The sequence below is a fragment of the Cellvibrio japonicus Ueda107 genome (assembly GCF_000019225.1).
GTDB lineage: Bacteria > Pseudomonadota > Gammaproteobacteria > Pseudomonadales > Cellvibrionaceae > Cellvibrio > Cellvibrio japonicus.
In genome coordinates, this window is the sequence record NC_010995.1 from 1,677,823 (window position 1) to 1,700,235 (window position 22,413).

At 53.0% G+C, this 22,413-nt stretch carries 18 protein-coding genes and 1 tRNA gene; 12 read left to right on the forward strand and 7 right to left on the reverse strand.

Annotation, left to right across the window (positions count from 1 at the left end; genetic code table 11):
* Positions 1 to 93: 93 nt before the first annotated feature.
* Positions 94 to 1,302, forward strand: coding sequence for a sugar efflux transporter (locus tag CJA_RS07065; RefSeq protein ID WP_012487077.1), 1,209 nt, complete (start codon positions 94 to 96; stop codon positions 1,300 to 1,302).
* Here CJA_RS07065 and CJA_RS07070 read toward each other — a convergent pair.
* The 3 genes from CJA_RS07070 to CJA_RS07080 are packed head-to-tail and all read right to left on the reverse strand — an operon-like array spanning position 1,283 to position 3,995.
* A complete protein-coding gene (locus CJA_RS07070; RefSeq protein ID WP_041551249.1) occupies positions 1,283 to 1,915 on the reverse strand; it encodes a hypothetical protein in 633 nt (210 codons plus the stop codon). The genes CJA_RS07065 and CJA_RS07070 overlap by 20 nt on opposite strands.
* 47 nt (positions 1,916 to 1,962) lie before the next feature.
* Positions 1,963 to 2,382: a DNA polymerase III subunit chi gene (locus CJA_RS07075; RefSeq protein ID WP_012487079.1), complete on the reverse strand. Its 420-nt coding sequence runs from the start codon at positions 2,380 to 2,382 to the stop codon at positions 1,963 to 1,965.
* Between the two features lie 23 nt (positions 2,383 to 2,405).
* Positions 2,406 to 3,995 (reverse strand): leucyl aminopeptidase, encoded by a 1,590-nt coding sequence (locus tag CJA_RS07080; RefSeq protein WP_012487080.1) that lies wholly within the window; start codon positions 3,993 to 3,995, stop codon positions 2,406 to 2,408.
* Between the two features lie 239 nt (positions 3,996 to 4,234).
* Here CJA_RS07080 and lptF point away from each other — a divergent pair, with 239 nt between their 5' ends.
* Positions 4,235 to 5,335, forward strand: a complete 1,101-nt coding sequence (lptF, locus tag CJA_RS07085; protein ID WP_012487081.1) for an LPS export ABC transporter permease LptF — start codon at positions 4,235 to 4,237, stop codon at positions 5,333 to 5,335.
* The gene (lptG, locus tag CJA_RS07090) at positions 5,328 to 6,386 is read left to right on the forward strand and encodes an LPS export ABC transporter permease LptG (RefSeq protein WP_012487082.1); all 1,059 of its coding nucleotides are present in this window, start codon (positions 5,328 to 5,330) and stop codon (positions 6,384 to 6,386) included. The genes lptF and lptG overlap by 8 nt, the downstream gene beginning before the upstream one ends.
* Positions 6,387 to 6,410: 24 nt before the next feature.
* On the opposite strand, the gene CJA_RS07095 is transcribed toward lptG, so the two are convergent.
* The 3 genes from CJA_RS07095 to CJA_RS07105 form a co-directional block, all read right to left on the reverse strand.
* Positions 6,411 to 6,887, reverse strand: coding sequence for an RDD family protein (locus tag CJA_RS07095; RefSeq protein ID WP_012487083.1), 477 nt, complete (start codon positions 6,885 to 6,887; stop codon positions 6,411 to 6,413).
* Between the two features lie 15 nt (positions 6,888 to 6,902).
* A complete protein-coding gene (locus tag CJA_RS07100) occupies positions 6,903 to 7,769 on the reverse strand; it encodes an adenylate/guanylate cyclase domain-containing protein (RefSeq protein WP_238526842.1) in 867 nt (288 codons plus the stop codon).
* Positions 7,770 to 7,949: 180 nt separating this feature from the next.
* Positions 7,950 to 8,036 (reverse strand) — tRNA-Leu (locus tag CJA_RS07105).
* A gap of 138 nt (positions 8,037 to 8,174) precedes the next feature.
* Here CJA_RS07105 and queA point away from each other — a divergent pair.
* The 6 genes from queA (at position 8,175) to CJA_RS19015 (ending at position 18,528) form a co-directional block, all read left to right on the forward strand.
* The gene (gene queA, locus CJA_RS07110; RefSeq protein ID WP_041551251.1) at positions 8,175 to 9,257 is read left to right on the forward strand and encodes a tRNA preQ1(34) S-adenosylmethionine ribosyltransferase-isomerase QueA; all 1,083 of its coding nucleotides are present in this window, start codon (positions 8,175 to 8,177) and stop codon (positions 9,255 to 9,257) included.
* Positions 9,258 to 9,317: 60 nt separating this feature from the next.
* Positions 9,318 to 10,436, forward strand: a complete 1,119-nt coding sequence (tgt, locus tag CJA_RS07115) for a tRNA guanosine(34) transglycosylase Tgt (RefSeq protein ID WP_148208985.1) — start codon at positions 9,318 to 9,320, stop codon at positions 10,434 to 10,436.
* A 184-nt stretch (positions 10,437 to 10,620) separates the two neighbouring features.
* A complete protein-coding gene (gene secD, locus CJA_RS07120) occupies positions 10,621 to 12,498 on the forward strand; it encodes a protein translocase subunit SecD (protein WP_012487088.1) in 1,878 nt (625 codons plus the stop codon).
* Positions 12,499 to 12,510: 12 nt separating this feature from the next.
* Positions 12,511 to 13,674 carry a protein translocase subunit SecF gene (gene secF / locus CJA_RS07125; protein WP_012487089.1) on the forward strand — a complete coding sequence of 388 codons (1,164 nt, stop codon included), beginning with the start codon at positions 12,511 to 12,513 and terminating at the stop codon, positions 13,672 to 13,674.
* 169 nt (positions 13,675 to 13,843) lie between these two features.
* Positions 13,844 to 15,850, forward strand: coding sequence for a hybrid sensor histidine kinase/response regulator (locus tag CJA_RS07130; RefSeq protein WP_012487091.1), 2,007 nt, complete (start codon positions 13,844 to 13,846; stop codon positions 15,848 to 15,850).
* A gap of 434 nt (positions 15,851 to 16,284) precedes the next feature.
* Positions 16,285 to 18,528 carry a cellulase family glycosylhydrolase gene (locus tag CJA_RS19015; RefSeq protein ID WP_012487092.1) on the forward strand — a complete coding sequence of 748 codons (2,244 nt, stop codon included), beginning with the start codon at positions 16,285 to 16,287 and terminating at the stop codon, positions 18,526 to 18,528.
* An 80-nt stretch (positions 18,529 to 18,608) separates the two neighbouring features.
* On the opposite strand, the gene CJA_RS07140 is transcribed toward CJA_RS19015, so the two are convergent.
* A complete protein-coding gene (locus CJA_RS07140; protein ID WP_012487093.1) occupies positions 18,609 to 19,412 on the reverse strand; it encodes an inositol monophosphatase family protein in 804 nt (267 codons plus the stop codon).
* Between the two features lie 244 nt (positions 19,413 to 19,656).
* Between CJA_RS07140 and trmJ the strand changes: the two genes are divergently transcribed.
* From trmJ to CJA_RS07155, 3 genes are all read left to right on the forward strand, one after another.
* Complete coding sequence (trmJ, locus tag CJA_RS07145) at positions 19,657 to 20,517, forward strand: tRNA (cytosine(32)/uridine(32)-2'-O)-methyltransferase TrmJ (protein ID WP_012487094.1); 861 nt, start codon at positions 19,657 to 19,659, stop codon at positions 20,515 to 20,517.
* Between the two features lie 198 nt (positions 20,518 to 20,715).
* Positions 20,716 to 21,204 carry a Fe-S cluster assembly transcriptional regulator IscR gene (iscR, locus tag CJA_RS07150; RefSeq protein WP_012487095.1) on the forward strand — a complete coding sequence of 163 codons (489 nt, stop codon included), beginning with the start codon at positions 20,716 to 20,718 and terminating at the stop codon, positions 21,202 to 21,204.
* Positions 21,205 to 21,224: 20 nt separating this feature from the next.
* Entirely contained in the window at positions 21,225 to 22,388 is a 1,164-nt protein-coding gene (locus CJA_RS07155) for an aminotransferase class V-fold PLP-dependent enzyme (RefSeq protein ID WP_012487096.1), read from the forward strand.
* Positions 22,389 to 22,413 lie beyond the last annotated feature (25 nt).

Below are 22,413 nucleotides of genomic sequence, written 5' to 3' on the forward strand. Positions count from 1 at the left end.
CCTGTATCAAATCCGGGATGTTGGCGAGTTTACTTCTGGCTGAAACCGGTTTCATATATCCTATAGCGGCTTATTGGTCGCCGAGAATTTATTGTGACATCACCTTTGTTCCGCCCTGTGGCATTGGGTATTTATCTGTTGTTTTTTGCGGTTGGGGTAGTGGGAGCCCTGGTGCTGCCCACTTTTAGCCTGTTTTTAGCGAAGGAGATTGGTGTGCGCCCCCTGTTGGTGGGATTGCCTTTTGCGGGTATTGCGCTCACCAGTATTGCCTATAACCATTGGATTGGGCTCTGGTCCGATAAGCTCCGGGACCGCCGCCCCCTGGTGGCAGCCTTTTGTGTGCTGGGTTTCCTGGCCTGCCTGGTGTTTGCGTTTTCCCGCCATTACGGGGTAGTGGCAGTGACGGCGGTATTGGTTTTTAGCCTGGCGATGGTGTCCTTCTCCCAAATGCTGGCCTATAGCCTGGACTATGCCGAGGGGCATATACCGCCGGAGCGTATCCCCCTGTTTAATGCCATTGTGCGCGCCCAGATTGCCTTTGCCTGGGTTGCCGGGCCGCCCGCGGGTTTTTTGCTGGCATCTTATCTGGGGTTCCACTGGAGCTACGCGATTGCCGCCGTGCTCTATTTGCTGGTGGCGCTGGCGAGCATCAAGTTGCTGCCGCTTTTACCGCGACGCCAGGTGGATCATGCATCGGGTGGCGTGTCGCTCCAACCGCTTGCACCGGCGGTAAAACAGTCCCTGGCGATCTGTGCCCTGGCATTTTCGTTACTCTGGGGTGTGAACAATGCCTATTTGATCAGCCTGCCGATTCACCTGAAAGACAACCTGGCGATAGATACCCAATGGATGGGCTGGGTAATGGGTACTACAGCGGCACTGGAGGTGCCCTTTATGTTGCTGGCGGGTTATTACGCAGCGCGGGTGCCGCTGATGGCGTTGATTCGCTGTGCGGGTATTGCCGCACTCCTGTTGTATCTGGGGGTTTATGTGGCGACTGAGCTTTGGCAGTTGTTTGCACTGCAAATTTTCAACGCGGTTTTTATCGGTGTCCTGGCTGGTTTGGGGGTGTCGGTTATTCAGGAGTTGATGCCGGGACGCTCAGGCAGTGCCTCGGCGCTCTATACCAATACGACCCACGTGGGCAATTTGTTCAGCAGCCTGATGGTGGGGGTTGTGGCGGATTATTGGGGCTACCAGCAGGTATTTGCGGTCAATATCCTGTTGGTTGTTATGGCGATTTGGGCGTTTGGTTATGTGCGCTCCGGGCGCGAGCTGGCTTCTAGTCTTCATCCTCGTTGAGCAGTTTTTCGAGCTCATCCACACTCATGGCGTAGAGCCGCTGGCGCAGTTCTTTTTCGATCAGCGGCATCAATTGGGTAATGACCTGATTGACCAGGTGTTGGCGCGGCTGGTTGATCTTGTGCTGGATATCTTTGGTGGAATTAACAATTTTGCGCGCAGTTTCGTACTCAAACAGGGGCGGGGGATTGTTGCCATGCAGGCGTTCGCGAATATGTTGGGGCAGGAACGGATTTTCGCCCGTGGCCTTGGCCAGGGGGCGGTGCGCGCCCAGGTTGTTACTCAGGGCCGTGCCTGAGCTGCCAAAGGTTCCGAACCCGCTTTTAGGGTAAGCAGGGGTGTTGGATGTCGTCGGAGCAGCAGCTGCAGGTTCATTGGGATGCGTTGCCCGCTCGTCAGCTACGGTTTCGTCAAACACAGGTTCGTCAAATAAGGAACCCTGTCCGGGTAATACCGATGGGCTGCTGCTGTTCAGCGACATATCCAGCGTGCTGGAGGTGCGTGGCGCCAGCTCCTCTTGCAGGATGGGGATGTCATCCTCTTCCCGTAATAATCCCTTAATGGACTCCAGCTCCTGCAATAGTTCAGCTTTGGTTTTATGCGTATTGGCCATGTCCACACACCGAAGCGGACGGGCTGCCATGGCAGCGCCGGTTGTTGTTAGAGTTTGCGGGTTTCTATGGGGTAGCCACGCCCTTTGTAAAAACTGAAACGCTCACGGCTGGTTTTGAGCGCTTTCTCCTCCTGGATCACTATTTCACTCAGGCGGGCAAAACGGTCGAAGTAGGGCGGTATGCCACTGCTCAAGTTAAGCAATAAACCCTGATGATTGCCAGACTCCTGGTTATAAGTAATCTGCACCGGGGCTGGTTGCTGGATATCCAATAGCTGATGGGGGATAAAACTCTCCGGTTTAAAGGTCCAGAGCAATTCATCGAATTCCCTGGCTTGCTCCGGATTATCCACCGCGACCAGGATATCCATCCCCATCCGCTGGACTTTTTCAATCAAACGACAGGCAAACAACCAGCGGGCTTCGCTGGTTGTTTCGGGTAACACGTAAAAATCGACTTGGGTCATAGCGGTGTAGGCACGGGCGCGGCTTAGCGCAGGCTATTTAACAGATATTGCACCAACAAGCCAACCGGCCGGCCGGTCGCACCCTTGGCCGCACCGGAACGCCAGGCCGTACCGGCGATATCCAGGTGGGCCCACGCCATTTTGCGGGTGAAGCGTGCCAGGAAGCAGGCGGCAGTGATACTGCCGGCCTCACGGCCACCCACATTGGCGATATCGGCAAAGTTGCTGTCCAATTGCTTCTGGTAATCCTCCCACAACGGCATTTGCCAGGCGCGGTCATGCGCCTGTTCACCGGCACTTACCAGGGTCTTGGCCAACTCGTCGCTGTTGCTGAACAGGCCGGTCGCATGGTTGCCGAGGGCAATCACACAGGCGCCGGTGAGGGTGGCGATGTCCACAACCGCCTTGGGCTTGAAACGTTCGGTGTAAGTCAGGGCATCGCAGAGCACCAGCCGACCTTCTGCATCGGTGTTGAGGATCTCGATGGTCTGGCCGGACATGGAGGTCACTATATCGCCGGGCTTGGTCGCCTTGCCGCCGGGCATATTTTCGCTGGCGGCGATGACGCCCACCACATTGATGGGCAGTTGCAGGTCGACCAGGGTTTGGAAAGTGCCCAGCACGCTGGCAGCTCCGCACATATCGAATTTCATTTCATCCATGCCGGCGCCGGGTTTGAGGCTGATACCGCCGGTGTCAAAGGTGATGCCTTTGCCAACCAGGGCGATAGGAGCGTCTTTTCTGCTGCCGCCCTTGTATTCCAGCACAATCAGCTTGGCGGGCTGGTCGCTGCCGGCAGAGACGGACAACAGCGAGCCCATGCCCAATGCTTTCATCTCTTTTTCATCGAGGATATTCACACTTAGCCTGGCCTGTTTGCCTGCCAGTTGTTTGGCGCGCTCGGCCAGGTAGCTGGGGGTGCAGATATTGCCGGGCAGGTCGCCCAGGTAGCGCGCGAGGTTAACGCCTTTGGCGATGGCTGCACCCAGATCCAAACCTGACTGGGCCTTGCTGGCTAGTGTTTTGTTAGCGGCGAAGGTGACTTTGCGCAAGGCCAGGCTGAACTCGGCGGGCTTACTCTTTAAATGGTCACTGCGGTGATCCAGCGGGCTCAGGGCTTCGGCCAACTGGCGTGCCTGCCAATCGATGGCTTGGCCACTGACGGGAGTATCACCCAGTAAAACGGCAATGTCCTGGCAGGGGGTTGGCTTAAGGGCTTCACTGATTTTTTGTACGGCTTTGCGATAATCCCCGGGGCTGGTTCCCGCTTCGCTGTGGCTGCCTAATCCCAACACCAACAGGCGTTCGGCAGCAATACCTTGCGGGGCGATTAACAACAGGCTTTGGCCTGCCTTGCCCTGAAAACCTTCGCGCTTGAGCAGAGTCTCCAACTGGCCTGCATCCGCGTCATTGATCGCTTTTGCCGAAGGCGACAACACCAGTCCATCACTGACGCCGACCACCAGGCATTGGGTGGTGTACTTGACTGGATCTACCGGTTTGGCGCTGTATACAATCGGGCTGGCTGGCGCGGTACGGGTGACCTTGCGGGTATTGGTTTTGGCAGTGGTTGCGTTGCGGGTGCTTTTGCGAACGGCTGGGCTGGTGCTCATGGTGTGTCCTTATGCGGGGATTAACACAGTTGGGATTGGCAGATGTCCTGAATAGGTTGTCGCACAGGAGGTGACAACTCAGTCAAGACAAATTCAGCGTTGTGCGTGATAATGCCACACTTTGCGCGGGCCATGGCCCGCCCTGGTATTAAAAATACGCACACGCAAAAGGTTGGTGAAAAATTGCTCATGGTTGCAGTACCTTTTGTGTTGGTTTTTCCACCACGGGATAAAAACTCTTGATTATCTTCCGTTACTTGTCGCGCGATTTACTGTTAACCAGCCTGGCGGTCAGTGCAGTGCTCTTCACGATTTTCCTCACCGGTAAATTCAGCGATTACCTTGACGACGCTGCCCAGGGCAAACTGGCCGTGGATGTGCTCTTTACGATCATTGCCTACCGTATGACGGGCTTGCTGGAATTGATTTTGCCGCTGGGTTTTTACCTCGCCATCCTGCTCGCGTATGGCCGTATGTATATGGATAGCGAAATGGTGGTGCTATCCGCCTGCGGTATCAGTCCGGGGCAGCTAGTGGGAATGACATTGGTACCCTCCGCCCTGATTGCGGCGATTGTGGCACTGTTCAGTTTTTGGCTAAGCCCGCTGGGGGCGCAATTGACAGAGCAGACACTGGCGGAACAGCGCAACCGCAGTGAGTTCGAGAGTATGCAGCCGGGCCGCTTCCAATCGCTGGGGCAGGGCAAGATCATGGCGTATGTGGAATCCCTCAGCGACGACAACCGCCTGTTGCAACATGTCTTTGTGGCACACCAGGAAGGGCCGGACTCAAGTGCAATTGTGGTTGCTGAAACGGGTACCCAGATGTACAGGCCCGACTATGGCCAGCGCTACCTGGTGCTGAACCAGGGCTATCGCTACCAGGGTAAGCCGGGTACTAATGAATTTACCATCACCCGCTTTGAAGACTGGGGGCGCTATTTGCCACCTACGACCAGTGTGGCTGAAATTGAATTGAAGAGTGATGCCAAAACAACGGCACAGTTATTTCGCGCCGAGGACAATGAAAGTATCGCCACCTTGCAGTGGCGTATTTCCATGCCGATCATGGTGCTGATTGCCACACTATTGGCCGTCCCCCTGAGCAAAACCAACCCGCGCCAGGGGCGCTATCTGAAGATGCTGCCCGCCATCCTGGTGTACGTGTTTTATCTGACCTTCCTGATCAATGCCCGCTCCGCCATTACCAAGGGCAACCTCAACCCGGCCCTGGGCATGTGGGTTGTGCATCTTCCCTTCCTGGTGATTGCGCTGTTGATGATCAACTGGCATAGGCTTACCCATTCCGGTGCCAAGCGTGCGAGGGCAAACCATGCGTAAAATCACCGGCTATATTTCGCGCACTGTATTCAGTGCCATTGCGCTGACCCTGCTGGTATTTATCTCGCTGGATTTTATTTTCAGTTTTATCGACCAGTTGGGAAAAATCCGCGGTGGCTATACCTCGCGTGAAGCATTTATCTATATGTCCCTGACGGTGCCGCGCCGTTTGTACGAGTTGATTCCCTATTCCTGCCTGATTGGCAGCCTGGTGGGGCTCGGGCTGCTGGCCAATAGCAGTGAACTGACAGTCATCCGCGCCGCGGGGGTATCGGTGAAACGAATCGCCTGGATGGCGTTGCGCCCTGCATTTGTGTTTATTGTTGCCGCGGTCATCCTGGGGGAATATGTAGCGCCTTACACCGAGCAGATGGCTGACAACCGTCGCTTGCTGGTGCGCGATAATTGGGTGCGCACCACAACCAATATGTGGAATCGCGAAGGCAATGAATACATGCATGTGCAGGCAGTATTGCCCAGTGGTGTTATCTACGGCTTAACCCGCTACCAGTTTGATGAGCAGCGTCGCCTGGTGGCGGCCAGCTATACCAAGCAGGCGATCTACCAGGAAGAGGGTTATTGGCAGGAAGAAGATGTCGCGGTGACGCGTATCGGCGAACAGGGGGTCAGTAATGACCTGCTGCCAAGCCGCCGTTGGGAGACTCCGCTAAAACCCAATTTGCTCAATATCCTGGTGATGGATCCGGAGGATATGTCCATAAGTAACCTGAATTATTACAGCAACTACTTGAAGGAGCAGAATCTTCGTCCGGGTAATTACGCCTTGGCATTCTGGCAGAAAACCCTGCAGCCCCTGGCAACCATGAGCCTGGTGTTAATTGCTATTTCATTTATTTTCGGCCCTTTGCGCAGTGTGACTATGGGGCAGAGAATCTTCACCGGTATTGTGTTTGGGGTTGGTTTCCAGCTGCTGCAAAAACTGATGGGCCCGGCCAGTATGGTCTTTGGTTTTGCGCCGGTATTTGCGGTGTTAATCCCTATCGTGATTTGTATTCTGGTCGGGGTTTTCCTGCTTAGCCGGGCACGTTGATTCAGGATTCCTGTTCTTTCCCTGTTAATTCTTTTCTTTCGCCATCAAATAGGTGCGGGTACCGCTGATCCTGTCATGCAGGGTCTGGCGGTCTGCATCGCCATACATCCACCAGTAGCCAAACCCGAGCAGCAGTAGCGAGAAGGGGGCGCACAGGCAGCGCACCAGGCATTGTTTAACGCTGGGTGAATCGCCGTTGGCACTGAAAATTTTCATACGCCAGGTTTTCATGCCCAATGTTTGTCCGGCGCGCTGCCAAAAATAACAAAAAAAGCCCAGCATGCTGGTAATCCAACCGATAAATACCAGGGGGGCCGCATAACCCCACTGCATGCGCGTTCCCTCTGCGGGTACGCCTTGGATAAGCAGGTTAATACCCACGGCAATAAAGCCATACAGGATGGTTACTGCCATTAACAGCAGGCTGTCATAAACCATAGCGGCAAGGCGGCGCAACAGGCTGGGGGTAGCATATTCGACAGGTTTTTCGGGGGTACTCATGGCATGTGCAGGTTTTTAGAGGTGATAGTGGATCAACCAGTGGTGGTTGTGGTTGCGCGGCTGGCCCAGGCTAATGACGCCACTGCCTTGTAAGGGCAGTTCCTCGCGCCGCAAGTAAATAGGTTCCTGCTGGTCGCTGCATACGTAGGTGCCGTTGGTTGAATGATCTACCAGTACATATTTGCCGCGGCGAAAATCAATATGGCAATGTTCGCGCGAGGCCAGGTCATTTTCGACGACCAGTTGCGATTTATGCGGATCGCGGCCTATGTGATAGGGCATTTGTTCGGGCAGCAACAGGATGTCGCGTTCCCCCTGGCGCAGCTGTAACTGGAAGGTCTCAACATACTGGGTGACTTCGTGGAGGTGAACAACCTGGGTTGCGCGATGACGAAGGCTTTTGGATTCCCACTGCAGGCGATAGATCAGGGTCTTTTCCTGGTCGCCCTTTAGCTGCACACGATCAAACATCTGGCAGTCCTGTTGCAGCTGTGGTGCTAATTCGTCCACGACCGACTGGATAAGAACGATTTGGTTGGCGCGCGCAATCCGCGTGACAAAAGCCGCGTCGTTAACGGTATCGCCAAACACATCTTGCGCTGTTAACAGCACCTCACCAAAGGCAATCCCGATACGGATGCCCAGGTCTTTTAATTGCGGTTCCTTGGCACAGCGCTGCTGGATGGCTACGGCGGTTTCACAGGCCTGGTTGCAATCTGCAAAGCGCGCCATGACTTCATCGCCGATGGTTTTAACAACCAGGCCATCCTGCACAATCGTGAGTGCCGTCATAAACTGCAAGGCCTCCTCAATGATAGCCTTTGCCTGGCTATTGCCCACGTGCTTATAGAGCGCCGAACTGCCGGATACATCAGCAAACATTATTGCTTGGCGTGGGCTTGAGTCAGTCATGCGCGAAGGGGAGTGGCTACCGGGATTGGATAAGGAATAGGCGCATCATAAGCATTTTGCCGGTGGGGCGCAAAACGCAGATATTTGGTGCTGTCGGACAAAACAAAAAAGGCCTGCGTATGTGCAAGCCTTTTTGTTTGAATCTGTGGTTGGTGCCAGTGGTCGGACTCGAACCGACACGCTTTTAAGGGCGCCGGATTTTGAATCCGGTGCGTCTACCAATTCCGCCACACTGGCAATGTAGGCGCGCATTGTAATGATTCCTTGCCGCATGTCAAACACTTAATGCATCGCGTTATTTTGCTTGGAATCAAAATTGGTATACCCTTGCCGGCCTTTTGATCACTTGCTGTCACCAGGACCTTGCCAAACCTCATGCGCCGCCAGGATTTTTACTACGAATTACCCGATCACCTGATTGCCCGCGTCCCCGCATCTGAACGGCGCGGCAGCCGTTTACTGCAGTTGGATGGCGCCACGGGTGCCAGGGTGCATGGCCAGTTTCCCGATTTGCTCGACCTGGTGAATCCCGGGGATTTAATGGTGTTCAATAATACCCGGGTAATTCCAGCGCGACTCTTTGGCCAAAAAGCGACAGGTGGTGCAGTGGAGATTTTGGTGGAGCGCGTGCTCAGCGATAAGCGTGTACTCGCCCATACCCGCGCGAGCAAGGCGCCCAAAGTGGACAGCCAGGTGATATTGCAGGATGGTACTAGCGTTATTTTGCGCGCGCGCCAGGATGCGCTGTTTGAATGGGAGTTTTTAACGGACCAGTCCGCGCTGGAGGTAATGGAACAAATTGGCCATATGCCGCTGCCTCCTTATATTGATCGTGCTGATGCAGTGGAAGATCGCGAGCGCTACCAGACTGTCTACGGTGAAAAGCAGGGCGCTGTGGCCGCGCCTACAGCAGGCCTGCACTTTGATGAACTGATGTTACAGCAGTTGCGGGATAAGGGGGTCCAGATCGCCTTTGTGACCCTGCATGTGGGGGCGGGTACGTTCCAGAATATGCGTGTGGACAATATTCGCGAGCATAAAATGCACGGCGAAATCATGGAGGTCAGCCCGGAGGTTTGTGAGTTGGTGCGCGCTACCAAAGCTGCCGGAAAGCGGGTGGTCGCGGTAGGGACCACCAGTGTACGCAGCCTGGAATCAGCCGCCCATGGATACCTGGATCCGGTGCACAAAGGCAGTATTCAGCCTTATCGTGGTGAAACCTCTATTTTTATTTACCCGGGGTATACCTTCCAGGTGGTGGATGCCCTGGTTACCAATTTCCACCTGCCAGAATCGACTCTCATTATGCTGGTCTCTGCGTTTGCCGGGTATTCCCATACCATGGCGGCCTATGCCGATGCGGTGGCCAGGCAATATCGCTTTTTCAGTTATGGGGATGCCATGTTCATCACCCGCAATCCGGCGCCCGATCAGCCGGGCCAGGTCGACCCTGTTTAACGAATCCAGAATTATTGCTTGATGTGAGTGAGAGCCCTATCCATGTCCCGTACGTCTTTTATGCAGTTTGAACTCGATAAACAGGTGGGCAAGGCGCGCCGTGGCCGGCTTAAATTTCCGCGTGGTGTCGTGGAGACGCCGGCTTTTATGCCGGTGGGCACCTACGGCACAGTCAAGGGCATGACGCCACGTGACATCAAGGATATAGGCGCCCAGATTATCCTGGGGAACACCTTCCACCTGATGCTGCGCCCGGGCACCCAAGTGGTAAAGGCGCACGGTGATTTGCACGATTTTATGCAATGGGATGGCCCCATACTGACAGACTCCGGCGGCTTCCAGGTCTTTAGCCTGGGCAAGCTGCGCAAAATCACCGAAGCAGGGGTTACCTTTAAATCGCCGATTAATGGCAGTAGCGTGTTTCTCGATCCGGAAACCTCCATGCAGGTGCAGCGCGACCTGGGGTCGGACATAGTGATGATTTTTGATGAGTGCACGCCATATCCCGCTACGGCGGATCAAGCGCGCCAGTCCATGGAATTATCCTTGCGCTGGGCTGCCCGCTCCAAAACGGCCCATGGCGAAAGTCCATCGGCCCTGTTTGGCATTGTGCAGGGCGGTATGTATGAACATCTGCGCAGTGAGTCGCTTAAGGGGCTGGTTGATATAGGCTTCGATGGCTATGCGATTGGCGGTTTATCCGTCGGTGAGCCCAAGGAAGATATGTTGCGCATCCTTGACCACATCACCCCCGAAATGCCCACGGACAAACCGCGTTATCTCATGGGGGTGGGTAAACCGATTGACCTGGTAGAAGGCGTGCGTCGCGGGGTTGACATGTTTGACTGTGTACTGCCCAGCCGCAACGCGCGCAACGCCCACCTGTTTACGCGCGAAGGGGTTATCAAGCTGCGCAATGCTAAATACCGGGAGGATACCGGGCCATTGGATAGCGAATGCCAGTGCTATACCTGCCGTCATTTTTCACGCAGTTATTTGCATCACCTGGATAAGTGTAATGAAATGCTGGGCGCCCAGCTCAATACCATCCATAACCTGCATTATTACCAGGATTTGATGGCAGAAATGCGTGAAGCCTTGGGCAGTGACACCTTTGATGGGTTTTTATCGCGTTTTTACGGCCGCCAGGGCTTGGAAGTGCCACCCCTGGCCCAATAATCCGGGGCTTATGGTTCTAAATTAACCCTAAGCCATGCACCATTAGTGACCCATATCGTTGTGGTCGACTGATTAAAGGGTATAATCCGGCGCCCTTGACCATACGCAGGCAGAGGCATCGCCTGTGCGCAAGCTGAAAACAGGGTGGGTCCCCGGCTCACCCGGATAATTACGGGAAATCCCTATGTTGAATCGCTACCCGCTTTGGAAGTACCTGGTGCTTCTGTTCCTGCTGTTAATCGGCACCGTTTATGCCATTCCCAACCTCTATATTCCCGATCCTGCGGTGCAGGTTTCCGGAGACTCCAGTGCCAAGGTGATTGACCAGCCGGTACTAGAAGCGATGGAGGCAGCCCTGAAAAAGGCTGACATCGAATATTTCGGTGCCGAAGCTGATGGTAAAACCGCGCTGGTTCGTTTACTCAACAATGATCAGCAGATGGTTGCCCGTACTGTGATTCAGCGCGCGTTGGGTGATGGTTATGTGGTAGCACTCAACAAGGCGTCCACAACACCCGGTTGGTTGCAAGCGCTGGGCGCAGAACCTATGAAACTGGGTCTGGACCTGGCAGGCGGCGTGCACTTTTTGCTTGAGGTTGACACGGCTTCGGCTGTTGCCAAGCGTCAGGAAATCAGCGCCGATGAAATGAAAGATAAACTGCGCAAGGAAAAAATCCGTTACGCCTCTGTGGATACGGATCGCGACAATCGTATTGTCGGCCGTTTCCGCAGCGCTGATACCCGAGACCAGGCGATCAATAGCCTGAGGCGCGATCACCCCAACCAATTGTTTACCCGTGTTGATAATGGTGAAAGCAACTTCTCTTTTGTGGCCAGCTTGTCGGAAACGGCGGTCAGGACCATAGAGTCAGAAGCGGTCAGCCAAAACCTGATTACCCTGCGTAACCGCGTTAATGAATTGGGGGTTTCCGAACCTATCGTTCAAAGCCAGGGACGCAGCCGTATCATTGTTCAATTGCCTGGCATTCAGGACCCGGCGGAAGCAAAACGTGTGATTGGTAAAACGGCCAACCTGGAGTTTCGCCTGGGGGCATCGCCAGATACACCCATCACCAACCGCGAAGAATTTCCCTATAAAGATGAAATCATGCAAATGCAGCGTGGTAATGCGGTGCTTGAAAGGCAAATTATCGTCACCGGTGACCATGTAGCCAATGCCCAGAGTTCGTTTGATCCTGAAAGTAACCAACCACAAGTCAATATTACCCTCGATGGCTTGGGGGGCGAAAAAATGCACCGTATCACCCGCAATAATGTGGGGCGTCAAATGGGCATTTTATTTATCGAATACAAAAACCGTACAGAAATTACGCGCAATGCCCAGGGTGAAGAAGTCCATCGCAATATCCAGTATGTAGAAAAGAAAGTCATCAGTTTGGCAACTATTCAAAGTGCGTTGGGGGTGCAGTTCCGTATTACCGGTTTGGACAAACCGGGTGAGGCTTCCGAGCTGGCCTTGTTGCTGCGTGCCGGTGCACTGGCTGCACCTATGCACTTTGTGGAAGAGCGCACCATTGGTCCATCACTGGGGGCACAAAATATTAGGAACGGTGTTGATGCCACTATCTGGGGCATGATCCTTGTTGTCATTTTTATGTTGATTGCTTATCGCGTCTTTGGAGTGTTCGCCAACCTGGCGTTAACGATGAACGTCCTGCTGATGATTGCCGTGATGTCCATGTTTGGTGCCACACTCACCTTGCCCGGTATTGCCGGTATCGTATTAAGTATCGGTATGGCGGTGGATGCCAACGTACTGATCCACTCGCGTATTCGTGAGGAACTGAAGGGCGGTGCATCTCCCCAACAGGCCATTTATGCGGGTTATGAACGCGCCTGGATCACCATTCTCGATGCCAACCTGACAACACTGATCGTGGGTATTATTTTGTTTGCGATAGGTACCGGTCCGGTCAAGGGTTTTGCGGTTACATTGATGATTGGTATCGCAACCTCCATGTATACCTCAGTGACCTGTAGTCGTGCACTTGCGAACCTGGTCTATGGTTCTCGCAAAAACCTTAAGAAAATTTCGATTTAAAGAGGCGACGTCATGATTCAGCCATCAAGAGTCATTAATTTCATGGGGGTGAGGCATTACACCTCCGCCATATCTATCGTATTTGTGTTGATTTCTTTTGCCGCCCTCGCCGTTAATGGTCTGAAGCTTGGTTTGGACTTTACTGGCGGAACCCAGCTTGAGGTGTTGTTTGATCGCCCTGCGGATCTCGATAAAATCCGCGATGTGCTTGAAGCTGAAGAATTGAAGAGCCCTGTTGCTGTTCTGTTTGGTTCAGACCGCGAAGTGATGATCCGCACCCAGGATCAAATGAAGGAAAAAGCCCTGCAAAAACTCAGGTTATCCTTCGCTGCCAAGGGTAATGGTGCTGTACTCGAAGGAGTGGAGCGCCCGGAGCGGGAATATGAATCCTTTGCCGATGTGCTGGTTGTTAGTAATGCCAGTCTTGACTCGGTTCGTCAGGCAAAGCCTTTGGGTGACAGTGGAGACTATGGCCGTGTTGAGTACAGCCAACGCGATGGCAAGGTGTTGGTAATCGTAGAAAAGTCGATTGAGAGCGCTTATCTGAATCAACTGATTGGCGATATGGAGTCGGCGACCGGTGCGGATATCCAATTGCGCAGCAGTGAATTTGTGGGGCCGCAAATTGGTGGCGAGCTGCGCGATCAGGGGGGCCTCGGTCTGTTGGCGGCATTTGCATTGGTGTTTTTGTATGTGGCTGTTCAGTTCCAGTGGAAGTTTTCTGTGGGTGCCATTATTGGATTGATCCACAACGTCATTATTACCGTGGGTTGCTTTGCGCTGTTCCAATGGGATTTCGATTTGAACGTCCTTGCTGCCGTGTTGGCACTGATCGGCTATTCGATTAACGATACTATCGTTGTGTTTGACCGTATTCGGGAAAACTTCCGCATACTGCGCAAAACCTCTTCGCACGAGGTCATTAATATTTCTATTACCCAGACATTGGGACGTACCATCATGACCTCTGCCTCTGTTTACCTGGTACTCTTTTCCCTGTATTTCATTGCGGGTGAAGTGTTACAAGGTTTTGCGTTGGCATTGATTATCGGTATTGTTGCCGGTACCTACTCATCAGTCTATATAGCCTCTAATATTGCGGCCGCCCTGGGCGTTACCAAAGAGGATCTGATGCCTCGTCCCAAAGAGGAAACGGAGGCTGATGCAACGCCTTGATGGGGTTGCCTGCCGTTGCCACAAACAGCGCCTTAGGGCGCTGTTTGTGTTTATGGCGCCAATAATCTGCTTGAGGCGCCAATCTGTCTGGTTATTCCCGGCAATCTGGTTTATTGTCCTGTTGGTTATTAATCAATCGGTCTGGCACTAACCTATACATAATACTCCTATGATTGAACATTCCAGTTTTAATCCTTTGCTGACAGAAAGTAATGATATTGAATTGCTGAAACTGACCCTTGGTCGTTTCAAACGCATATTCAATGGCAGTGGTTATGGCTTTTGGGAATGGGACCTTACTACCCAGCGTATGGATTGGTCTGGAGGTTTTTGGGAGCGATTGGGTTATAGCGACGAGGATACCAAGCAGATCAACAGCGCCCAGGCGGTAATGGAGCGTATTCATCCGGAAGACCAGGATTCGATTATGGATTCCATCCGTAATCATTTACGTACGCGCCAACCTTTGGATGCTTGTTACCGTATTCAAACCAAGGCGGGTGATTATGTATGGACGCAAATTCGTGCCGACACCCTTTATGGTGAAAATAATCAGCCCGCGGTGATGTCCGGTGTTAATTTCGACATTACAGAGCTTAAGCGAGTAGAGGCAGCACTGCGTGAAAGTGAGGCGCGCCAGGTGCGGATTATCCAGGCATCCAGCGATGGTATCTGGGAGTGGTATTCCGATCGTGGTGGGTTCCATTTTTCGCATCGCTGTTGGGAGCTGTTGGGTTACGATGATCTGGATGATGTCTTAACCGAAGGTGAGGATCGCCTGAAAATCTGGCGGCGTCATATTTTTCCCCAGGATCTTGTCAAGTTTGATGATGCGTTGGCACAGCACCTCGCCGGTCGTGATTTCTTTGATGTGGAATACCGTGTGGTGTGTCGCAGCGGGGAAATTCGCTGGGTTCGCGGACGCGGTAAAGCCGTCTTCAATGAGAGCGGCAAGCCGGTCATGATGTCTGGCAGCAATATGGATATCACCGAGGTAAAGCGCGCGGAAGAGCGGGTATTGCTTGCCAAGGAGCAGGCAGAAAAAGCTAACCAGGCCAAGTCTGCATTTTTATCCAGTATGAGCCACGAATTGCGCACCCCGCTCAATGCTATTCTCGGTTATACCCAGCTATTTGAATATGATGGTAATTTGAGCCGGGAGCAGGTGACCAACATACGCGAGATTCGCAAGGCGGGTGAACATCTGTTGCAACTCATCAATGATGTGTTGGATCTGGCAAAAATCGAATCGGGAAAAATGATGGTTTCCCTGGAGCCCGTATTGGTCTCCAGGGTTATTAAGGAGTGTTTTACTTTTGTACAGCCTCAGGCTGATGCTCTCGGCATTCGACTCTATGCAACACTGGCAGACCAGGAGAAAACCTATGTTGTTGCTGATCTCGTACGCTTTAAACAAGCGCTGCTCAATTTGCTCAGCAATGCGATTAAATACAATATCGTAGGGGGTGAAGTGGAGGTGCGTCTGGATGTGCAGCCCATGGACCAGCTGCGTATTACTGTGCGTGACACCGGACGTGGTATTCCCGCCGATCGCCAGCACGAAGTGTTTCAACCGTTCAATCGTCTAAGTGCAGAAAATTCCAATATTGAGGGCTCCGGTGTCGGTTTGGTAATTACCAAGCAGTTGGTGGAAATGATGCACGGCAACCTGGATTTCAGCAGTGCGGAAGCCATAGGAACCAGTTTCTGGATTGACTTGCCAACGGCGGGAGAGTGGAATCTTGCCAATACGGAAAATGTTCAATCCCACATGGATTACACACCCGCCGCCTTGCAGATAAATCGCCAGTGCAAGATTTTATACGTAGAAGATAACCCTACCAATATCCGTTTGTTGCAACAGATCTTTGCACGCTATCCACAGTTAAGCCTGGACATTGCCGAGGAGGCCTTTCTCGGCATCTACAAAGCGCGCAGCTTGCTACCCGATGCCATTATCCTGGATATCAACCTGCCCGGTATGGATGGCTACGAAGTATTGAATGTCCTCAGGCGAGATGACCTAACCAAAGAAATCCCCATCATTGGCCTGTCAGCCAATGCCATGCCCTATGATATTGAGCGGGGAAAAAGTGCGGGCTTTTTTGATTACCTGACCAAGCCAGTGCAAATTAATCAATTGATTGGGGTGCTTAATCAGGTATTGGTTGAGTAAAAAATGTTGTTTTACACGCAATATTATTTAATAAAGGCCTTATTTGTGATTTTGTCGCTTAAGTTATTTTCTAACACAGGCTCTGTGCGAACTGGTAGACAGATCTTCTAGTGTTTTTCCCTTATAAATATTATTTGTCCTGCTGGGCGGTATTCGCTGGTTGTTTTCAGCATATTAATAATAAAACCGCCTCCTCCTCGATGACGCCGTTTTCAACCAGAGGGATCGGCCTTTGAGCGAGCCATTATCAATATAAAAATGTGGTGACGAGGGAGACAGTGAGTTTGGTTTTGAGCGGGCTTGACGGAGTCTTTGCCCTGTTCAGAAGCGGCGACCGCTATGTTGTTGCGGTCATTTCACGTCTGTTGTAAAGCCAAGTTTATTCTTTAGCAACTTGTGCCTTGGCAGTCACCATAATAATTGAGGATTGAATAATGGGACATGTTACATCTCCCTCTAAACGCTATCCTGCCTCTTTTAAGCGGGCAGGTAGTATTCTCGGCGTGAGTATTGCGCTTGCTGCATTTTCCAATGTGGCAGCAGCGGGTTGTGAGTATGTGGTTACCAATAGCTGGGGGTCAGGATTTACCGCAGCAATTCGTATTACTAACTCAACATCTTCTGTAATCAATGGTTGGAACGTTAGCTGGCAATATAACAGCAACCGTGTTACCAACTTATGGAATGCCAACCTTTCCGGTAGCAATCCCTATTCGGCATCCAACCTGAGTTGGAATGGCACTATTCAACCTGGGCAAACGGTAGAGTTTGGTTTCCAGGGGGTTACCAATAGCGGCACTGTCGAGAGTCCAACAGTGAATGGTGCTGCATGTACTGGCGGAACCAGTTCTTCGGTGAGTTCATCCAGTGTTGTGAGTTCAAGCTCGTCATCGCGTAGCAGTGTGTCTTCAAGCTCTGTTGTGTCCTCAAGCTCCAGCGTAGTGAGCTCATCGTCTTCCTCTGTGGTCAGCGGCGGCCAGTGTAATTGGTATGGAACCCTGTATCCGTTGTGTGTGAGCACAACCTCTGGTTGGGGTTATGAAAACAACAGAAGCTGTATCTCTCCATCAACCTGTTCGGCCCAGCCGGCGCCTTATGGGATTGTCGGGGGCTCGAGCTCGCCCAGTTCAATTTCCAGTTCAAGCGTCCGCTCCAGCAGCTCGTCTTCTGTAGTACCGCCTAGCAGTAGCTCATCTTCCAGTGTTCCATCAAGCAGCTCTTCCAGTGTTAGCTCCAGCTCGGTTGTCTCTTCCAGTTCATCTTCTGTGAGTGTGCCCGGAACCGGTGTGTTCCGTGTTAATACTCAGGGTAACCTGACGAAAGACGGTCAACTGCTGCCTGCGCGTTGCGGCAACTGGTTTGGTTTGGAGGGGCGTCATGAGCCATCAAATGATGCCGATAACCCCAGCGGTGCGCCAATGGAGTTGTATGCGGGTAACATGTGGTGGGTGAATAACAGCCAAGGTTCCGGTCGCACCATTCAGCAGACTATGACTGAGTTGAAGCAGCAGGGTATTACTATGTTGCGTCTGCCCATTGCACCGCAAACCCTGGATGCAAATGACCCGCAAGGTCGCAGTCCAAACCTCAAAAACCATCAATCCATTCGTCAATCCAACGCGCGTCAGGCATTGGAGGATTTCATCAAACTGGCTGATCAAAATGACATCCAGATCTTTATTGATATCCACTCCTGCTCTAATTACGTTGGTTGGCGTGCCGGTCGTTTGGATGCCCGTCCGCCCTATGTGGATGCGAATCGCGTTGGTTACGACTTCACTCGTGAAGAGTATTCCTGTTCCGCTACCAATAACCCCAGTTCTGTTACCAGGATCCATGCTTACGATAAGCAGAAGTGGTTGGCAAACCTGCGTGAAATCGCCGGACTGTCCGCCAAGCTGGGGGTAAGTAACCTGATTGGTATTGATGTCTTCAATGAGCCTTATGATTACACTTGGGCAGAATGGAAGGGTATGGTTGAAGAGGCCTATCAGGCGATCAATGAAGTTAACCCCAATATGCTTATTATCGTTGAAGGTATTTCCGCCAATGCTAATACGCAAGATGGAACACCTGATACATCCGTACCTGTGCCACACGGTAGCACCGACTTGAATCCAAACTGGGGTGAAAACCTCTACGAAGCGGGTGCTAACCCACCTAACATTCCCAAGGATCGCCTGTTGTTCTCTCCACACACTTATGGTCCGTCCGTGTTTGTTCAAAGACAATTCATGGATCCGGCGCAGACAGAGTGTGCAGGGCTGGAAGGTGATGAAGCAGCTCAGGCCAGGTGCCGTATAGTGATTAATCCGACCGTGCTTGAGCAAGGTTGGGAAGAGCACTTTGGCTATCTGCGTGAATTGGGTTACGGTATTTTGATTGGTGAATTTGGCGGTAATATGGATTGGCCTGGTGCCAAGTCCAGCCAGGCTGACCGTAATGCCTGGAGCCATATCACCACCAACGTTGACCAGCAATGGCAACAGGCGGCGGCAAGCTATTTCAAGAGGAAAGGGATTAATGCTTGCTACTGGTCGATGAACCCTGAATCAGCAGATACCATGGGTTGGTATTTAACTCCCTGGGATCCAGTGACTGCCAACGATATGTGGGGTCAGTGGACAGGTTTCGATCCTCGTAAAACCCAGCTGTTGCACAATATGTGGGGTTTGTAATTTACCCGCGATTGTGACTTAGCATAAAAAAACCGGGGCTTTTCAGGCCCCGGTTTTTTTATGGTTTTGGGTAGCGATATTTATTTCAGATGGCCAAGGTTTTTTTGCACGATTTGCAGGATAGGTTTAAACACCTTGGGTGAACCACAGACGACATGGCCAGTATCCAAAAAGTCCACGCCGCCGTTAAAGTCGCTCACTAATCCGCCGGCTTCTTTGACCAGCAAAATACCCGCTGCAATATCCCACTCGTTCAGGTTCATTTCCCAGAACGCATCAAAACGGCCGGCAGCCACATAGGCAAGGTCGAGTGCGGCTGAACCGCAACGTCGAATGCCGGCAGTTTGCCCGGCAATTTCCTGTACACAGGCGAGGTAAGGGCCTATGTGTTCGAGCGCATAACCGCTAAAGGGGATACCCGTGCCGATAAGTGTGCCTTCCAGGTTGCGGCGGGAGCCGACGCGAATACGGCGACCGTTGAGCGTTGCACCGCGGCCGCGACTGGCGGTAAATTCTTCGCGCTTGATAGGGTCGATAACAACGGCGTGTTCAAGTTGGCCTTTGTATTTGCAGGCAATGGAAATGGAGAAGTGAGGAACCCCGTGGACAAAGTTGGTGGTGCCATCCAGTGGGTCAATGATCCATTCGTAGTCGGGGTTTTTACCCTGCTGGGTACCGCCTTCTTCGCCGCGAATGGTATGGTCGGGGTAGGCTTTGCGCAGGTGATAGATAATTTCTTTTTCTGATGCCTTATCCACTTCGGTAACAAAGTCGTTGCGACTTTTGGTTTCGATGGTGATCAGGTCAACGCGTTCAAAGGCGCGCTCAATCAGCTCGGCTGCTTTGCGTCCGGCACGCAAGGCGATATTCAACATGGGTTCCATAATTCACCGTTTCAGGGATCTGGCCTGCCAGTGGCAGGGCTGCAGCAAAAAGAAGCCAGGACTGGCGCAGTACCAGTGCAGGGGATGTATTGTGAAAGAGCAGGGGCCGCAGGTCGCCTGGGGAATATCCCCGTTACAGCGCCTCACGCCAAGGTCGCGCAGTATAGCGATTGAGCTGTCTGGAGGCTAGCGGCATCTGGCGCTATACTGCGCGCCCTTTTTCCGTCCGGACCCAGGCTGCCCCATGTCTAACGCTGCAAATGCCCCTTTTGCCAATATCCGTATTGTGCTGGTTAACACATCCCACCCCGGCAATATCGGCGGTGCAGCACGTGCCATGAAAAATATGGGGCTGGATCGCCTGTATCTGGTGGCCCCCAAGGAGTACCCCTCGGATAAAGCCGTATGGCGTGCCGCGGGTGCTACAGATGTGCTGGATAACGCGGTGGTGGTGGAAACCCTGGATGAGGCCATTGCGGGCTGTTCGCTGGTGGTCGGCACCAGTGCCCGAGAGCGCCGTATTCCCTGGCCATTGCTCGATCCGCGCCAATGCGGTGAAAGTATCTGGGCCGAAGCCGGTGAGCATGAGGTGGCAGTAGTCTTTGGTCGTGAGGACCGCGGCCTCACCAACGAAGAACTGCACAAATGTACTTACCATGTCCATATACCGGCCAATGCCGAATACAGTTCCCTCAACCTGGCGACGGCTGTGCAGGTGATTTGCTATGAGATACGCATGGCTTACCTGCAGGCAGTGGAGGGTAAAAGCTTGCCCAATCACCATTGGGATATGCCGCCAGCAGATGCGGGGGCCTTGGAGAATTACTACCAGCACCTTGAGCAGGCGCTGGTTGATCTCGGTTTTCTCGATCCGGATAACCCTAAGCAAACCATGACTCGCCTGCGCCGCCTGTATAACCGCGTGCGTCTGGATCAAATGGAACTGAATATCCTGCGCGGCGTGCTGACGGCGATGCAGAATTATGTTTACTACACAGGAAAGGTCGTGTCACAGCAGGGGCTGGCGGCGGATATTGAGTCCCTGCGCAGTGCAGCCAAGGCTCTGGATGTAGCGCCGACAGAGGTGGATATTCCCAGGGAATAGCCTTTGTCTGGCTGGTCGATGAGCTAAATCAATGGGTTGGATGGTTTTACGCGTTGGAAAACAGGTAATAGTTGAGTAAAATACTCGGGTTTGCGTAGCTGGCTTACATTGAGCGGGATTAGCTACTTGTTTACTGGTGTTAGCGTTTTATTTCCCCCTGGGCGGCTCTGATCAACCGCTCTTCCTGTGGATACGCATATGAGACTCACGACCAAAGGCCGCTATGCGGTGACAGCCATGCTTGACCTCGCCCTTCACAGTGACAGTGGTCCTGTGAGCCTGGCCGATATTTCTGCCCGTCAGGGTATATCCCTTTCCTATCTGGAACAGTTGTTCGCCCGCTTGCGCCAGTTCAATCTGGTAAAAAGCGTGCGCGGCCCCGGTGGTGGTTACCAATTAGCGTCCAGCACCTGTGACATTTCTGTTGCCCAGGTGGTAGATGCGGTCAGTGAATCCCTGGATGCCACCCGTTGCGAAGGCAAGGGCAATTGCCAGGAAGGGGAAGTGTGCCTGACCCACCATTTATGGCAGGACCTGAGCGCACAAATCCACCAGTTCCTCAACAGTATTAGCCTTGCTGACCTGGTAGCACGCAGTGATATTCAGGCTGTACGTATGCGCCAGGATCATCGACTCGTCGGCGCTATACACGATCAGCAGCATATTGCTGTCAGTGAAATTCTGTAGGACAACACGTTATACCGGCCATGCGTAAACCCGTCTATCTCGACTATGCCGCCACCACGCCTGTGGCGCCCGAAGTAGCCCAGGCTATGGCCCAGTGCCTGACACTGGAAGGTACTTTTGCCAATCCTGCGTCGCGCTCCCATGTCTATGGCTGGCAAGCGGAAGAGAAGGTAGAGGAAGCGCGCAGTCAGGTGGCGGCGCTCGTGAATGCTGATCCGCGCGAGATTGTCTGGACCAGTGGCGCTACCGAGGCGAATAACCTGGCCTTAAAAGGCGCTGCTGAAGCCTATCGCCGCAATCACTTGCACGGTGGCCACCTGGTTGTATCTGCTATCGAACACAAGGCTGTGCTTGACCCGGCTGCCTGGCTGGAGGGCCAAGGGTTTAGTGTGACCCGTTTGCAACCGGACAGCCGCGGCATTATCTCGCCCGGGCAGCTCGCCAGCGCGTTGCGCGAGGACACATTTTTAGTCAGCTTGATGCTGGTTAATAACGAGCTGGGCAGTATTAATGACGTGGCCGCGTTTGCCGGTTTGTGTAAGGCGCGGGGTATTTTGTTACATGCGGATGCTGCCCAGGCAGTGGGCAAAATCCCGCTGGATGTTAAAGCCCTGGGGGTAGATTTGCTCTCACTGTCGGCGCACAAGTTTTATGGCCCCAAGGGCGTGGGTGCGCTTTATGTGCGCCGCGCACCGGAGGTCGGTATCGCCGCGCAGATCCACGGTGGTGGCCACGAGCGTGGGATGCGTTCCGGTACCCTGGCTACTCACCAGTGTATTGGTATGGGGGAAGCTGCGGCACTGGTTCAGCGACGTCTTGCTGAAGACCGCACCCACATTGCCGAATTAAAACAGCGTTTGTGGCAGGGACTGTCGACCATGGCCGGTGTTAAGCGCAACGGTGCCGATGACAGCCTGAGTGTGGGGGGGATTGTGAATGTCACCTTCAGTGGCTACGACGGTGAAACACTGTTAATTGCCTTGCGTGAGCTGGCGTTGTCGAGTGGTTCTGCCTGTAACTCGGCCAGCATGTCGCCCAGCTATGTGCTCAAGGCTATAGGTTTAGATGATGCTGATGCCCAGGCTTCGCTGCGCTTCAGTATTGGCCGCTATACCAGTGGCGAAGAAATTGAATTTGCGATTGAACATATTCGCAGTGTATTAGCCAGGTTGCCTAACGTGTAAGGCGCCTAAAGGGCTGAGGTAATTG

What these genes read in the sequence shown, in the direction of transcription:
- lptG (WP_012487082.1), top strand. Translation starts at nt 5,328, where the DNA reads ATGCGTAAAATCACCGGCTATATTTCGCGCACTGTATTCAGTGCCATT.
- CJA_RS07095 (WP_012487083.1), bottom strand. Translation starts at nt 6,887, where the DNA reads ATGAGTACCCCCGAAAAACCTGTCGAATATGCTACCCCCAGCCTGTTG.
- trmJ (WP_012487094.1), top strand. Translation starts at nt 19,657, where the DNA reads ATGTCTAACGCTGCAAATGCCCCTTTTGCCAATATCCGTATTGTGCTG.
- CJA_RS07080 (WP_012487080.1), bottom strand. Translation starts at nt 3,995, where the DNA reads ATGAGCACCAGCCCAGCCGTTCGCAAAAGCACCCGCAACGCAACCACT.
- iscR (WP_012487095.1), top strand. Translation starts at nt 20,716, where the DNA reads ATGAGACTCACGACCAAAGGCCGCTATGCGGTGACAGCCATGCTTGAC.
- secD (WP_012487088.1), top strand. Translation starts at nt 10,621, where the DNA reads ATGTTGAATCGCTACCCGCTTTGGAAGTACCTGGTGCTTCTGTTCCTG.
- tgt (WP_148208985.1), top strand. Translation starts at nt 9,318, where the DNA reads ATGCAGTTTGAACTCGATAAACAGGTGGGCAAGGCGCGCCGTGGCCGG.
- secF (WP_012487089.1), top strand. Translation starts at nt 12,511, where the DNA reads ATGATTCAGCCATCAAGAGTCATTAATTTCATGGGGGTGAGGCATTAC.
- queA (WP_041551251.1), top strand. Translation starts at nt 8,175, where the DNA reads ATGCGCCGCCAGGATTTTTACTACGAATTACCCGATCACCTGATTGCC.
- CJA_RS07130 (WP_012487091.1), top strand. Translation starts at nt 13,844, where the DNA reads ATGATTGAACATTCCAGTTTTAATCCTTTGCTGACAGAAAGTAATGAT.
- CJA_RS07075 (WP_012487079.1), bottom strand. Translation starts at nt 2,382, where the DNA reads ATGACCCAAGTCGATTTTTACGTGTTACCCGAAACAACCAGCGAAGCC.
- CJA_RS07100 (WP_238526842.1), bottom strand. Translation starts at nt 7,769, where the DNA reads ATGTTTGCTGATGTATCCGGCAGTTCGGCGCTCTATAAGCACGTGGGC.
- CJA_RS07140 (WP_012487093.1), bottom strand. Translation starts at nt 19,412, where the DNA reads ATGGAACCCATGTTGAATATCGCCTTGCGTGCCGGACGCAAAGCAGCC.
- CJA_RS19015 (WP_012487092.1), top strand. Translation starts at nt 16,285, where the DNA reads ATGGGACATGTTACATCTCCCTCTAAACGCTATCCTGCCTCTTTTAAG.
- CJA_RS07155 (WP_012487096.1), top strand. Translation starts at nt 21,225, where the DNA reads ATGCGTAAACCCGTCTATCTCGACTATGCCGCCACCACGCCTGTGGCG.
- CJA_RS07070 (WP_041551249.1), bottom strand. Translation starts at nt 1,915, where the DNA reads ATGGCCAATACGCATAAAACCAAAGCTGAACTATTGCAGGAGCTGGAG.